The 12,821-nt window shown below is 70.9% G+C and carries 12 protein-coding genes; 4 read left to right on the forward strand and 8 right to left on the reverse strand.

The genetic code is table 11. The features are described from left to right. Positions 1 to 30: 30 nt before the first annotated feature. The 8 genes from JR064_RS15645 to JR064_RS15680 all read right to left on the reverse strand — a co-directional run bounded on the left by JR064_RS15645 (position 31) and on the right by JR064_RS15680 (position 8,017). Positions 31 to 1,005: a phosphatidate cytidylyltransferase gene (locus JR064_RS15645; protein ID WP_206230362.1), complete on the reverse strand. Its 975-nt coding sequence runs from the start codon at positions 1,003 to 1,005 to the stop codon at positions 31 to 33. Further along, positions 1,002 to 1,634 carry a lysophospholipid acyltransferase family protein gene (locus JR064_RS15650; protein ID WP_179569090.1) on the reverse strand — a complete coding sequence of 211 codons (633 nt, stop codon included), beginning with the start codon at positions 1,632 to 1,634 and terminating at the stop codon, positions 1,002 to 1,004. The genes JR064_RS15645 and JR064_RS15650 overlap by 4 nt, the downstream gene beginning before the upstream one ends. Next, positions 1,631 to 2,284, reverse strand: coding sequence for a CDP-alcohol phosphatidyltransferase family protein (locus tag JR064_RS15655; RefSeq protein ID WP_206230363.1), 654 nt, complete (start codon positions 2,282 to 2,284; stop codon positions 1,631 to 1,633). The genes JR064_RS15650 and JR064_RS15655 overlap by 4 nt, the downstream gene beginning before the upstream one ends. Beyond that, on the reverse strand, positions 2,284 to 3,780 hold the full coding sequence (locus JR064_RS15660; protein ID WP_206230364.1) for a TIGR04222 domain-containing membrane protein: 1,497 nt from the start codon (positions 3,778 to 3,780) through the stop codon (positions 2,284 to 2,286). The genes JR064_RS15655 and JR064_RS15660 overlap by 1 nt, the downstream gene beginning before the upstream one ends. Before the next feature lie 13 nt (positions 3,781 to 3,793). Then, positions 3,794 to 4,228 carry a hypothetical protein gene (locus JR064_RS15665; protein ID WP_206230365.1) on the reverse strand — a complete coding sequence of 145 codons (435 nt, stop codon included), beginning with the start codon at positions 4,226 to 4,228 and terminating at the stop codon, positions 3,794 to 3,796. Further along, the gene (locus JR064_RS15670; protein ID WP_206230366.1) at positions 4,225 to 5,562 is read right to left on the reverse strand and encodes a dual specificity protein phosphatase family protein; all 1,338 of its coding nucleotides are present in this window, start codon (positions 5,560 to 5,562) and stop codon (positions 4,225 to 4,227) included. The genes JR064_RS15665 and JR064_RS15670 overlap by 4 nt, the downstream gene beginning before the upstream one ends. Next, the gene (locus JR064_RS15675; RefSeq protein WP_206230367.1) at positions 5,559 to 7,313 is read right to left on the reverse strand and encodes a bifunctional alpha/beta hydrolase/class I SAM-dependent methyltransferase; all 1,755 of its coding nucleotides are present in this window, start codon (positions 7,311 to 7,313) and stop codon (positions 5,559 to 5,561) included. Before JR064_RS15675 ends, JR064_RS15670 begins: the two co-directional genes overlap by 4 nt. An 89-nt stretch (positions 7,314 to 7,402) precedes the next feature. Beyond that, positions 7,403 to 8,017 carry a CDP-alcohol phosphatidyltransferase family protein gene (locus tag JR064_RS15680; RefSeq protein ID WP_206230368.1) on the reverse strand — a complete coding sequence of 205 codons (615 nt, stop codon included), beginning with the start codon at positions 8,015 to 8,017 and terminating at the stop codon, positions 7,403 to 7,405. A 77-nt stretch (positions 8,018 to 8,094) separates the two neighbouring features. Here JR064_RS15680 and purH point away from each other — a divergent pair, with 77 nt between their 5' ends. The 4 genes from purH to JR064_RS15700 all read left to right on the forward strand — a co-directional run bounded on the left by purH (position 8,095) and on the right by JR064_RS15700 (position 12,675). After that, the gene (gene purH / locus JR064_RS15685) at positions 8,095 to 9,681 is read left to right on the forward strand and encodes a bifunctional phosphoribosylaminoimidazolecarboxamide formyltransferase/IMP cyclohydrolase (RefSeq protein WP_206230369.1); all 1,587 of its coding nucleotides are present in this window, start codon (positions 8,095 to 8,097) and stop codon (positions 9,679 to 9,681) included. 19 nt (positions 9,682 to 9,700) lie between these two features. Then, positions 9,701 to 10,558 (forward strand): hypothetical protein, encoded by an 858-nt coding sequence (locus tag JR064_RS15690; RefSeq protein ID WP_425510305.1) that lies wholly within the window; start codon positions 9,701 to 9,703, stop codon positions 10,556 to 10,558. Between the two features lie 28 nt (positions 10,559 to 10,586). Further along, positions 10,587 to 11,876, forward strand: a complete 1,290-nt coding sequence (gene purD / locus JR064_RS15695; protein WP_206230370.1) for a phosphoribosylamine--glycine ligase — start codon at positions 10,587 to 10,589, stop codon at positions 11,874 to 11,876. 124 nt (positions 11,877 to 12,000) lie between these two features. Beyond that, the gene (locus JR064_RS15700) at positions 12,001 to 12,675 is read left to right on the forward strand and encodes a uracil-DNA glycosylase family protein (RefSeq protein WP_206230371.1); all 675 of its coding nucleotides are present in this window, start codon (positions 12,001 to 12,003) and stop codon (positions 12,673 to 12,675) included. Positions 12,676 to 12,821: the final 146 nt, after the last annotated feature.

The raw sequence follows: 12,821 nt of genomic DNA on the forward strand, positions 1-12,821 counted from the left end.
CCCCAATCCCCAATCCCCAATCCCGGCCTCTCACACCCACCCATAGCGGATCAGGTGGAAGAACACCGGCGCGGCGAAGCACACCGAGTCCAGCCGGTCGAGCACGCCGCCGTGGCCTTCGATCATGTGGCCCCAGTCCTTGATGCCGCGGTCGCGCTTGATCGCCGACATCACCAGGCCGCCGAAGAAGCCCATCAGGTTGGCCACCAGCGCCAGCGCGAACGCCTGCAGCGGCGAGAACGGGGTGATCCACCACAGGGCCGCGCCGAGCAGGCTCGCCGACAGGATGCCGCCGACGAAGCCTTCCACGGTCTTGGACGGCGACAGCTTCGGCGCGATCAGGTGCCTGCCGATCAGCTTGCCCCACACGTACTGCAGCACGTCCGAGGACTGCACCACGATCACCAGGAACGCGAACAGCAGCAGGTTGCGGCCTTCGTAGCCGGGGATTTCCAGGTTCAGCAGCGCCGGCACGTGGGAGATGCAGAACACGCAGATCATCAGCCCCCACTGCACTTTCGCGGTGCGCTCCAGGTAGCGCGTGGTGTCGCCGCCGATGGTGGCCAGGATCGGCAGCACCAGGAACGCGTAGACCGGGATCAGCAGCGTGTACAGCCCGTACCAGCCGCTCCACACCAGCCAGTACTGCCACGGCAGCACGATGTAGAACGCGGCCAGCAGCGCGTAGTAGTCGCCGCGCCGGGTCGGCGCCAGGGTGATGAACTCGCGCAGCGCGAACAGCGACACCAGCGCGAACAGCACGATCACGCCGATGCGCCCGAACACGAACGCCAGCGCCACCACCGCGGCCATCACCCACCAGGCGCGGATCCGCGCCACCAGATTGTCGAGCACCGCGCTGGGGCGCCCGCGCGCGCGCCAGCGCAGGGTTTCGGAAATCAGCGTGGCCAGCAGCAGCACCGCGGCGATGCCGAGGAACAGCCAGATGGTCTGCTGCCGCAGCGAGGATTGCTGCAGATGGTCGCTGAAGGCGATCGCGCTCATCGTGCGGCCTCCATCTGTTCCGGCGACAACGCCAGCAGCGCCGCACGCGTGCGTTCCAGGAACGCCTGCTTGTCCTCGCCGGCGCCCAGCCGCAGCGGCTCGCCGAAGGTGGTGGTGCACAGCAGCGGCAATGGCAGCCATTTGCCCTTGGGCATCACCCGCTTGAGGTTGTCGATCCACACCGGCACGAACTCCAGCTCCGGCCGATTCCGCGCCAGGTGGTAGATGCCGCTCTTGAACGGCAACACGCCTTCCTCGGTGTTGCGCGTGCCTTCCGGAAACAGGATCAGCGAGCCGCCGCCATCGACCGCCTCGCACAGGCACTCGATCGGATCGCGGCTGCGCTGCGCGGCCTCGCGCTCGATCAGCACGCCGTTGAACACCGCGTGGATCAGGTAGCGGCGCAGCGCGTCGCGCTGCCAGTACTCGGCTGCGGCCACCGGCCGCACCTCGCGCCGCAGCGCCGCCGGCAGCGACGACCAGATCAGCACGAAATCGCCGTGGCTGGCGTGGTTGCCGTAGTACACGCGGCGTTCGCTGGAGGGAATGCAGCCGCGCCAGAACGCACGCGCGCCGGTCAGGATGCGGATCGCGGCACTGCAGCCGCGGGCGATCAGACGCTCGATCATGTCCCCTCCAGTTCGCGCACGATGGCGCGCAGACGCATCACGATGGTCACGGCCGCGCCGCCGATCAGCAGCGCCATGGTCGCGACCAGAATCATTTCGGCGACGGCCGTGTAGTGCAGCAGCAGAACGACGGCCGCCAGCAGCGCAGCCAGCGACAGCCAGTGCATGCGTTGCACGCGCGCCATCGGTCCCTGCAAGGGCTCGCTGACGCCACAAGCCAGGCCGAGCATGCGCACGTAGGCGGTGCCCACGCACAGCAAGGCCGCGGCCCAGCCCAGGTCGGCTCCCCAGCTCAGCACGTGCTGCAGGCCGTAGCCCACGCCCAGGCACACGACGACGTCGGACAGGCGGTCGGGCGCTTCGTTGTAGACCTCGCCGGCGCGGCCGACCATCCGCGCCTGCCGCGCCATCAGCCCGTCCAGGCGATTGCACAGCAGCCGCCCCTGCAGGCCGAGCGCGGCCAACAGCAGCAAGCCGGCCGCATCGCGCGGCGGCTCGCGCCAGGCGCAATAGAACATCAGCGCCGCCAGCGCGGCGAAGCCGGTGGCGGTCCAGGACAGGCCATTGGGCGTGGCGCCACGTGCGCGCAGCGCCGTCGCCAGGCGCGCGCGCCACTGCGCGCGGCGTTGTGCCAGGGTCGGTCGGGCCATCAGTCGCCACCTCCACCGCAACCGCCGCAGCCGCTGCTGCAACTGCTGCCGCCGCCATCGCCACCGCCACCGCCGGTGTTGCAGCTGCTGCCGCCACCGCTTCCGCCGCTGCTGGCGACCACCGGCGATCGCAGCGCGTGATAGTCGGCCCACGCCGTGCTCATCAGCACGCCGGTGCCGCCCAGCGCCAGCGGCGTGGCCAGGTGCGTGCCGGGCGTCGTGGAGGAGAGGACCGTCCCGGCGCGCCATGCCGCATCGCGCGCGGCCAGCAGCCGGTCGCCGGCGACGCTGCGGCGCGGCGGGGTCAGCAGGAAGCCCAGTGCGATGAGCGTCACCGCCACCATCGCCGCGACCAGGAAGCCGACCGGGCGCTGCAGCTGCAAGCCGATCTCGATCTTGAGCGCACCCACGACCCACAGCGCCACCGGCGGCGCGGCGCCGAGCAGGCGCGCGCACCAAGCCTGGCCGCGCCCGAGCAGCAAGCGCTTGCCGATCAACGCCTGGCGCAGCGGCATCGCGTCGTCGCGCAGCGCCTGCAGCGCCAGCGACAAGGTCGGGTTGGCGCGGACCAGTTGCAGGGCGCGCTGCAGCGACGCCGGCACCGCCACGCCGTCCGCCACGTGCAGCGCGGTCGCATCACTGCGGCGGCGCGTCAGCGTCGACAACGTCGGCCGCAGCTGCACCGCGCCGCAGATCTGCAGCAAGCCAAGGTGCAGGTCAGCCACGCGCTCGCTGCCGCCGGCCAGGAACGCCAGCTCGGCGTGATCGACCACGCTGGCCGCGTGCCGCTGGCCGAGGCCGCGCACCGCGCGCCGCAACCGCGCGGCCAGCGCCCAGGCCAGGCCGATCCCCGCCAGGAACAGCACGATGAAGGCACTGCCGCGCCAGTGCAGCGGCGAGACGGCCGGGTTGTCCAATCCCAGCCACCAGCCCAGCAGCAACGTGGCCGCCGCCCACAGCCACAGCGCCTTGCCGGATGCGCGCGGCCTGTCCCAGCGGCGCGCGTGGAGATCGCCGGCGGTGGCGGCCCGCGCGGCGCGCTCCCCGGCCGGTGCCGGCCAGCAGGCCGTCGGCGGTTCGCCGAAATAGCAGCGGTAGCGCGCCAGGGTGGCCCGGTATTGCGCGGCGTGGCGCTCGGCGTCGGCGGCATCGCCGCGGCCGGGCCGGTGATGCAGGGTGGTCTGCAACACGTGGGGGCAGAACTGCTGCCAGTATTCGCGAGTATCGGTGAGATGGGTATGCCAGACCTGGTCGATCAGCGCACTGGGGGTGACGTCCTCGGCTCCGCTGCAGGCCAGGAAGCAGAAGCGCCGGTATTCCTCGATCGCCTGCGCGGCCACGGTCAGGGAGACCTGGGCTTCCCTGGCCACGCGGCGCACGAACACCGGCAAGGCGTCGTCGGCCTCGCCGAAACGGTAGGCTTGCAGCCGCTGCCACAGCGCTTGTTGCGCGGCGTCGGCGTGGGGCAGCGGCGCCGGATCGGTGGAGGCGGTCATGGCCTGCGCTCCGTCATGCGATCTGCGCCGCGATCTGCGCCGCCAGCAGCGCCAGCAGCTGCAGCGCCAGGCTGGCGATCTGCCGCAACAACAAGCCGCGCATGCCGCGCCAGCGTGATTGCCAGTCGCGCGGCGGCGGCAAGCGCCGCAGCAGGCCGAGCCGGTGCAGGGCGGCGTCGAGATCGGAGCCGGCCTGGTCCAGGTCCGCTTCGGCCAGCACCGCGTCGAGCAGCGCGGCATCCAGGCCGACGCGCGCGGCCCAGTAGCGCTGCGCCACGCCGGCGAGCACGCTAAGCAGGCACAGCATCGCCGCCAGCGACATGGCGACGTTGGCGTACCACGCGCCCAGCAGCAGCGCGACGGCGAACAGCACCAGCGACAGCCGGTCCAGCGGCGATGCCTGCCGCAGCAGTGCGGCCATCGTGCGCAGTTCCAGCGGCGTGCTCATGCCGGCAGCTCCAGGGCGCGCGGCGGCAGGTACGGCGCGGCGCATGCGGCGGCGATGGCATCGCGCTGCGCAGGCCCCAGCACCACCCGCGCTGCGCGTGCGCGCAGCAGCGCGAGCGCGGCATCCAGATCGGCGGCGCGACCGCTGTGCAGCAGCCAGGTGGCGACCGCGGCGGCGCTGCGCGAATAGCCCAGTGCGCAGCACACCAGCACCGGGCCGTGACGGCGTGCGGCCTCGATCGCGGCGGCGGCTTCGCGCAATGCCGGCGCGGGCGGCGCGACCAGGTCCAGCATCGGCACGCTGCGGTCGTGCGCACCGGCATCGCGCAGCGACAGTTCGGCGCAGACATCGACCACCACCGCGAACGCCGCGCGCTCGCCGCGGCCGGGAAGGCGTCCCAGCCAGACCCCGTCGGCGATCTCGCGCGGCGCCGGATCGCGCCGGGTCCAGGCGCGCGCATTGAGCCAGGCCGCGGCCAGGTACGGCGCGTACAGCCAGCGCGCGGCCAGGCTGAGGCGGCCATCGGCGCGCTTCTGCAGGCCCAGCGCGCCAAGCAACGCGTAGTCGAGCGCGACCAGCAGCAGCGACAGCGCCGGCCACAGCAGCCACCATGCCGCACCGCCCAGCACCCATGCCAGCGCGACGCAGACGGCGCTACCGCATAGATAGGCGGCGGCCAGCCGCCAACGCGCCGGATCGCGCGCCAACGCCAGCGCGCTCCACGGCGGCGCGATGCGCTGCGGCCACAGCCACACGCACAGCCAGCCGGCGGCCAGGCCGGTGGGAATGTCCAGGAAATGGTGCTGGTAGGTGGTCAGCACCGACAGCCCGATCAGCGCGAACCAGGCGTGCAGCGCGCCGCGCGCGCGCCCGTGCAGATGCTGCGCATAGCGCACCCACAGCACCACCAGCAGCACGATGTGCAGCGACGGCGCCTGGTTGAACGGCTTGTCGAAGCCGAGCAGCACCGCGAACAGCCAGCCGAACACGCCTTCGCTGGGCGGCCGCTCGAAACCGAAACGCAGCGGCCACAGCAGGAAACAGCTCACCGCCAGCAGCTGCGCGGTCAGCAACCGCCGGGCGTGGGTATCCAGTTCGGCGCGCGTGCGGCAGACGAAGAACGAGATCACGTAGAACAGGTCGATCGACCAGTACGGCACGATCGTCCACGGCCAGAACGGGATCTGCGTTTCCCACGCGAACGGCAGCGACGGCACGTAGGCGCGACGCTCGGCCAGCGTATTGGCCAGGCCGTAGCTGAGGAAGAAGAACGGCCCCAGCAGCGCCAGCCACGCCAGCGCCCGCCGCCACGGCCGCGGCGCCGCTTCGCTCACGGCGCGATCCGCTGCGCCAGCGACACGGTGAAGATGCCCCATTCGTCGATGCGCTGTTCGAGTTTGCGGAAGCCGGCCGCGCGCACCAGTTCGTCCATCTCCTGCTGGGTGCGGCGGCGCATCACCCAGGCCGCGCCGCCGCGGTGGCTGGTCAGCGCGCGGGCGATGAATTCCAGCTGCGGGTGCCACGGCTGGCCGGTGTAGGCGAGGTAGCCGCCCGGTTCGACCGCGGCGGCCACGCCCTGCAGCGAGCGCAGCACCTGGTCGTTGTCGGGGAACAGTTCGTACAGGCCCGACACCACCGCCAGCGTCGGCCGCGGCTGCAATGCCGCCAGCGCGTCGCGGTCGAAGGCGTCGCCCTGCTCGAAACGGGCGATGTCGGCGGCGCCGAGTTCGGCGATCAGCGCGCGCCCGCGCTCCACGTTCAAGGCGCTGAAATCGCGCAGCGCGATCGCATCGGCGCGCTGTTCGCCGCCGGCCAGCGCTTCCAGCACGTAGCGGCCGTGGCCGGCGGCGATGTCGAGCACGCGCACCGGCGCGCCGGCGTCGCGCAGCCGCTGCATGGCCAGGCGCAGCAGTTCGTGCAGATGGGTGCGGCGCACGCGGATGCCGCGCCAGCCGATCGCATCCAGGTAGTTGCGGTCGATGAAGCGCCCCAACGGGCCCTTGCCGCTGGCGCGGTCGCGATACACGTAGTCCAGCGTGCTGCCGGAATCGAAGCCGGTCTGCAGGCCCAGCGCGACGCCCTCGGACAGGGTGCCGCCGAAGCGCAGGTTGGCGCGCACGAAGCGCCAGCGCAGGTCCTGCAGGCTGTATTTCTGCGGCGGCCAGGACAGCCGCTCGGCTTCCTCGAAGGTCGGTCCGCGGCGGTGCGCCTGCAGCAGGCTCGGCAATGCCGGCGCCTCGGCGAAGCGCTCGCGCACGAAGCGGCGGATCTGCGCCAGCGCCGGCGCGCGGTCGCGCTCGCCCAGGGTGTCGTGGAAGAACCCGGGCAGCAGGTGGCGCTCCTTCACCGGCGAGGACAGCCGCTCGTAGAAACGGTCCTGCGGGCCGCGGTGCACCACGAAATCGTCGCCGGACACCAGCAACTGCACCGGCACGGTGATCGCCTGCGCGTCGCCGACCACGCGGTCGGCGGCGGCGTACACGCCCAGCAGCACCCGCACCGAGATCGGCCGGGTGATCAGCGGATCGTCGCGGTAGCTCGCCACGCGCGCCGGGTCGTGGGTCAACCACTGCGGCTTGACGTAGCTGTTGACGAAGAAATTGCCGCGCAACTTGTGCATCAAGGCCAGCCCGGGCCGCGCGAACGGCACGTACAGCTTGACCTTGAACGCCGGCGAGGCCAGCACCAGCGCGCGCAGCGGCGGTGCGTAGTCGTGCACCCAGGTGCTGGCGATCACCGCGCCCACGCTCTGCGCGATCACCACGATGTCCTGCACCGCGATGCCGTGGGCCTCGCCGATGTGGGCGATGAAGCGGTCCAGGTCGCGCACCAGCGCCGGGAAGCCGGGCGCATCGCCGCGCACGCCGGGCGAGCGGCCGTTGCCGCGCGCGTCCCAGGCGAACATCGCGCAGTCGTCCAGCCCCAGTTCGACCGCCAGGTGCAGCACCCGCCCCGAATGTTCGTGGCCGCGATGCAGCAGCACCACCGCACGCGGCACCGCCGCCGGCGCCATCGCCGGCCAATGCCGGTAGAACAACCGCGTTCCGTCGAAACTGCAAAACTCGCTTTCGCTGACCTGCCGCATCCGTTGCCGATTCCCTGTCGTTCGTACTTGCCGTTGCCGTGAGTGCCGCTACCGCTTCCGTGTCGTTGCCGCGGCCTGCGCCGCGCGGCTCAGCGCGGCGCCGCCTCACGCAGGCCGGCGGCAACGCGCCGCAGCACCGTCGCCGCGCACAGCAGCGCCAGCACGATCGCGAACCCGTCCACCGTCTTCGCCCCGACCCAGCCGCCGGCCAGCAGCAGCCCCAGCAGGCCGATCGCGAAGGCGCGATCGCTCTTGCCCATCGGTCCGTCGTAGCGCCGTCCGGCGCCGACCATCAGCCCCAACACCCCGGCATACTCGGTCAATGCCGCCGCCAGCGCCAGCGCCCACAGCCAGCCGGCAGCCGCGCCGGGCACGCTGGCCAGGCTCAGGTACAGGGCCGCATCGGCGATCACGTCGCTCAGTTCGTTGAGGTAGGCGCCCAGTTTGGACTGCTGGCCGAACTCGCGCGCCAGCATGCCGTCGACCGCGTTCAAGGCCATGCGCAGCAGCATCCACGCCGGCAGCAGCGCGTACCACAGCGGCTGCGCCGGCGCGCGCCAGAACACCCAGGCGGCGACCAGCAGCGACACCGCGGCCGCGCCCACGGTGACCTGGTTGGCGGTCACGCCGAGCCGGTAGAGGCCACGCACCCCGGGGCGCAGCAGGTCCTGGAAGCGTCCTTTCAATGCGTAGATCGAAACCATTGCGGGGTCCTGAGGGTCCATGCCGGGGCGGCGCAGCCTACAATATCGGCTCCCCGCTCCGATGTGTGCCCTGCCCCATGTCCTCCGATTTCCTGCCCGTGCGCCGGGCATTGCTGTCCGTTTCCGACAAGACCGGCCTGATCGACCTGGCCCGCGCGCTGGCCGCGCGCAACGTGGAACTGCTGTCCACCGGCGGCACCGCCAAGGCGATTCGCGAGGCCGGGCTGGCGGTCAAGGACGTGTCCGAGCTGACCGGCTTCCCGGAAATGATGGACGGCCGGGTCAAGACCCTGCACCCGCTGGTGCACGGCGGCCTGCTCGGCCGCGCCGGCACCGACGACGCGGTGATGGCCGAACACGGCATCGCCCCGATCGACCTGCTGGTGCTGAACCTGTATCCGTTCGAGGCGGTCACCGCCAGGGCCGACTGCACGCTCGCCGAGGCGGTGGAGAACATCGACATCGGCGGCCCGGCGATGCTGCGCTCGGCGGCGAAGAACTTCGCGCGCGTGGCGGTGGCCACCGATCCGGCGCAGTACGCCGACCTGCTCGCCGAACTGGAGGCGCACGACGGCCAGCTGTCGGCGGCCAAGCGCTTCGCGCTGTCGGTGGCCGCGTTCAACCGCGTGGCGCAGTACGACGCGGCGATCAGCAATTACCTGTCGGCGGTGGTCGAGCACAACGAGGCCGGCGTGTGCCGCACCGCGTTCCCGGCGCAGAGCAACGGCACCTTCGTCAAGGTGATGGACCTGCGCTACGGCGAGAATCCGCACCAGCACGCCGCGTTCTACCGCGACCTGTGCCCGGCGCCGGGCTCGCTGGCCACGTTCCAGCAGTTGCAGGGCAAGGAGCTGAGCTACAACAACATCGCCGACAGCGACGCGGCGTGGGAATGCGTGCGCCAGTTCGACGCGCCGGCCTGCGTCATCGTCAAGCACGCCAATCCCTGCGGGGTGGCGGTGGGCGCGGCCTGCGGCGATGCCTACGAACTGGCCTACGCGACCGATCCGACCAGCGCCTTCGGCGGCATCCTCGCCTTCAACCGCACGCTGGACGCGGCCACCGCCAAGGTCATCCTGGACCGCCAGTTCGTCGAGGTGCTGATCGCGCCGGACTACGAAGAGGGTGCGCTCGAGTACGCGAAGAAGAAGGCCAACGTGCGCGTGCTGCGCATTCCGCTGGCGCCGGTGTCCGGCGGTTTCGTCGACACCAAGCGCATCGGCTCGGGCCTGCTGATGCAGACCGCCGACGACCGCGTGGTGAGCCGCGACGACCTCAAGGTGGTCACCCGCCTGGCGCCGACCGAAGCGCAGTTCGCCGACCTGCTGTTCGCCTGGAAGGTGGCCAAGTACGTCAAGTCCAACGCCATCGTCTACGCCAAGGACTACCGCACCATCGGCGTCGGCGCCGGGCAGATGAGCCGGGTATATTCGGCGCGCATCGCCGGCATCAAGGCCGCCGATGCGGAGCTGGTGGTGGAAGGTTCGGTGATGGCCTCCGATGCGTTCTTCCCGTTCCGCGACGGCATCGACGCGGCCGCGGCGGCCGGCATCAAGGCGGTGATCCAGCCAGGCGGCTCGATGCGCGACGGCGAGGTGATCGCCGCCGCCGACGAACACGGCATCGCGATGGTGTTCACCGGCGTGCGCCATTTCCGCCATTGAGCGGCCAGGGATCCGAACGATGAAATCCAGCCCGTTGCGCCACGGCCTGCCGCTGCTGCTCGCGCTCGGCATGGCGGCCTGCAAACCGACCGCCACGCCAACGCCGGCCGCGCCGGCGGCCGCACCGACACCAGCCGCAGCGCCTGCAGCCACTGCGCATGTGCCGCGCACCGAACGCCTGCAGGCGTTCCTGCAGACGCGCTACGGCAAGCAGGCGCGCCTGTCGGAGAGCTGGTCCGGCCAGGCCGACGGCAACGCGGTGCAGAGCGAGGTCTGCGCCGAACAGCCGGTGGTGGTCGGCGACCAGATCCAGGAGCTGCTGGCGGTCTGCCACCGGCTCAGCGGCGGCGGCCATGCCAATCCGGGACTGATCGATTTCCTGATCCTGCGCGACGCCGGCCAGGGCCTGGCGGTGGTGGCCGAGAAGCTCGGCGACGGCTTCGGCAGCGATGGCGATCCGGGCGCGGTGGACATCCTGCGGCTGGGCAGCGATTTCTACGGCTTTCTGGTCTACAGCAGCTGGGTTGGGCAAGGCACCGTGCTGGAATCGCAGGATCTGGTGCTGCCCGGCCCCAAGGGCCTGGTCAACGCCGGCTCGGTGCGCCAGCACATCGACAATCATGGCGCGCTGGACTGCAGCGACGACGGCCGCGATCCGCAGCAGACCGCCGCGCAATGCCAGGCGCAGCTGTTCGACGTGGACTTCGAACTCGACGTGGACGACAGCGATCGCGCCGCGCGGGTGTGGCCGGTGACCATCGAGGAACGCGGCATCTCCTGCGGCAAGAAGCTCGGCACCACCCAGGTGTTCGCGTTCGACGCCAAGCGCTGGGCCTATCCGTTCCCCGATTCGATGCAGCGCGAAGCCTGCGAATAGTTCTTCCTTCGACCTCACGAGACACGCCTTGAAAATCCTCGTCATCGGTTCCGGCGGCCGCGAACACGCCCTGTCTTGGAAGCTCGCCCAATCCCCGCGCGTCAGCGAAGTGCTGGTCGCCCCGGGCAATGCCGGCACCGCCACTGAAACCAAGTGCCGCAATGTGGCGGTCAAGGTGGACGACCTGGATGGCTTACTCAAGCTGGCCCAGGACGAAGCCGTGGCGCTGACCGTGGTCGGCCCGGAAGTGCCGCTGGTGCTGGGCGTGGTCGATCGTTTCCGCGCCGCCGGCCTGCGCATCTTCGGCCCCAGCGCCAAGGCCGCGCAGCTGGAAGGCAGCAAGGCCTTCGCCAAGGCATTCCTCGCCCGCCACGGCATCCCGACCGCGTTCTACGAAGTGCATACCGAGGTGGACGCGGCGCTGGCCTATGTCCGCGACAAAGGCGCGCCGATCGTGGTCAAGGCCGACGGCCTGGCCGCGGGCAAGGGCGTGATCGTGGCGATGACCCTGGACGAGGCCGAAGCCGCGGTGCGCGACATGCTCTCCGGCAATGCCTTCGGCGATGCCGGCGCGCGCGTGGTGATCGAGGAATTCCTCGACGGCGAGGAAGCCAGCTTCATCTCCATGGTCGATGGCGCCACTGCGCTGCCGATGGCCACCAGCCAGGACCACAAGCGCGTCGGCGACGGCGATACCGGCCCCAACACCGGCGGCATGGGCGCGTATTCGCCGGCACCGGTGGTCACGCCGCAGGTGCACGCGCGGGTGATGCGCGAGGTGGTGGAGCCGACCGTGCAAGGCATGATCGCCGACGGCGTGCCGTTCACCGGTTTCCTGTATGCCGGGCTGATGATCGACGCCAGCGGCGCGCCGAAGGTGATCGAGTTCAACGTGCGCTTCGGCGACCCGGAAACGCAGCCGGTGATGCTGCGCCTGCAGTCTGACCTGGTGGATCTGATCGAAGCGGCGATCGACGGCCGCCTGCACGCGACCGAAGCGCAGTGGGATCCGCGCCCGTCGCTGGGGGTGGTGCTGGCGGCCGCGCCGTATCCGGAAACGCCGGTCACCGGCGAAGCGATTACCGGGCTGGACCAGGTGCCGGCCAGCGCCAAGGTGTTCCATGCCGGCACCGCGCTCGACGCCACTGGCCGCGTGCTCAGCGCCGGCGGCCGCGTGCTGTGCGTGGCCGCGCTGGGCGACAGCGTGTCCGACGCGCAGCGCAATGCGTACGCCGGCGTGGCGCAGATCCGGTGGCCCAGCGAATTCCATCGCAGCGACATCGGCTGGCGCGCTATCGCGCGCGAACGCGGCGCGTAGGGGCCACGCCGCCCTCTGTAGGAGCGGCTTCAGCCGCGACAGATCGTATGGGCACCTACGGATAGGATCTGTCGCGGCTGAAGCCGCTCCTACAGCTGACACCATCGGCATTCGAGGACATTCCATGGCGCTGGATCCCGACCTCCGCACACAATTCCGCGCGCTGGCGGCGCAGACCGACGGCATCGACACCAAGGTCTACGCCGACTACGCCAAGGACCCACTCGAGCCGATCATCGGCCTGGGCCGCCGCAACGCGCGGCTGTGCGTCTTCGGCCGCGACCCGGGCCGCACCGAGGTCGAATACGGCGAACCGTTCGTCGGCAGCGGCGGCCAGCTCGTGCGCAAGGCGCTGTACCGGCACCTGCACGGCGGCGAGGCGATGCCCGATTTCGCGGCCTCGCTCGCGGTCGGCCGCGATGTCTTCTGGATCAACACCGTGCCGTACAAGCCGCTCGGCAACAAGGCCTGGTCGATGCAGGTGAAGCGGCGCTTCCATCCGTTGATGCGGCGCCTGCTGATCGAACAATGGCGCGGCCGCGACATCGTCACCCTCGGCCGCGAAGCGTTCCTGTGGTTCGGCATCGACCAGCCCAGGGACGTGCGCGCGCAGCTGGACGCATTCTGGGCCGACCCGTCGCGCTTCAACGCGCACATCGACATCGGCCTGCGGACCGAGACCGGCGCAGCGCGCCGCTTCACCCTGCATCCGCTGCCGCATCCCTCGCCGCTCAACCAGACCTGGTTCAAACGCTTCCCGGCGCTGCTCGAAGCGCGCTTGCGGCAACTGTCGGTGTGAGCGCGAGCGCCCGCACAGCCGTGCCGGCCGCCATGCTGGAGCGCGTCCAGGCAACGATCCGTTGACCTGAGCTTCACAAAAGAGAACAATTCGCATTAGCCAGCGCATGGCTCCGCGTCGACGGAGTCAGTTTCCCGCATCCGGGA

Source organism: Xanthomonas bonasiae (assembly GCF_017163705.1).
GTDB lineage: Bacteria > Pseudomonadota > Gammaproteobacteria > Xanthomonadales > Xanthomonadaceae > Xanthomonas_A > Xanthomonas_A bonasiae.

Bases quoted from the DNA above. Each gene is read 5' to 3' on its own strand.
- JR064_RS15655 (WP_206230363.1), bottom strand. From the start codon at position 2,284: ATGGCCCGACCGACCCTGGCACAACGCCGCGCGCAGTGGCGCGCGCGC.
- JR064_RS15680 (WP_206230368.1), bottom strand. From the start codon at position 8,017: ATGGTTTCGATCTACGCATTGAAAGGACGCTTCCAGGACCTGCTGCGC.
- JR064_RS15675 (WP_206230367.1), bottom strand. From the start codon at position 7,313: ATGCGGCAGGTCAGCGAAAGCGAGTTTTGCAGTTTCGACGGAACGCGG.
- JR064_RS15690 (WP_425510305.1), top strand. From the start codon at position 9,701: ATGAAATCCAGCCCGTTGCGCCACGGCCTGCCGCTGCTGCTCGCGCTC.
- JR064_RS15660 (WP_206230364.1), bottom strand. From the start codon at position 3,780: ATGACCGCCTCCACCGATCCGGCGCCGCTGCCCCACGCCGACGCCGCG.
- JR064_RS15645 (WP_206230362.1), bottom strand. From the start codon at position 1,005: ATGAGCGCGATCGCCTTCAGCGACCATCTGCAGCAATCCTCGCTGCGG.
- JR064_RS15700 (WP_206230371.1), top strand. From the start codon at position 12,001: ATGGCGCTGGATCCCGACCTCCGCACACAATTCCGCGCGCTGGCGGCG.
- purH (WP_206230369.1), top strand. From the start codon at position 8,095: ATGTCCTCCGATTTCCTGCCCGTGCGCCGGGCATTGCTGTCCGTTTCC.
- JR064_RS15665 (WP_206230365.1), bottom strand. From the start codon at position 4,228: ATGAGCACGCCGCTGGAACTGCGCACGATGGCCGCACTGCTGCGGCAG.
- JR064_RS15650 (WP_179569090.1), bottom strand. From the start codon at position 1,634: ATGATCGAGCGTCTGATCGCCCGCGGCTGCAGTGCCGCGATCCGCATC.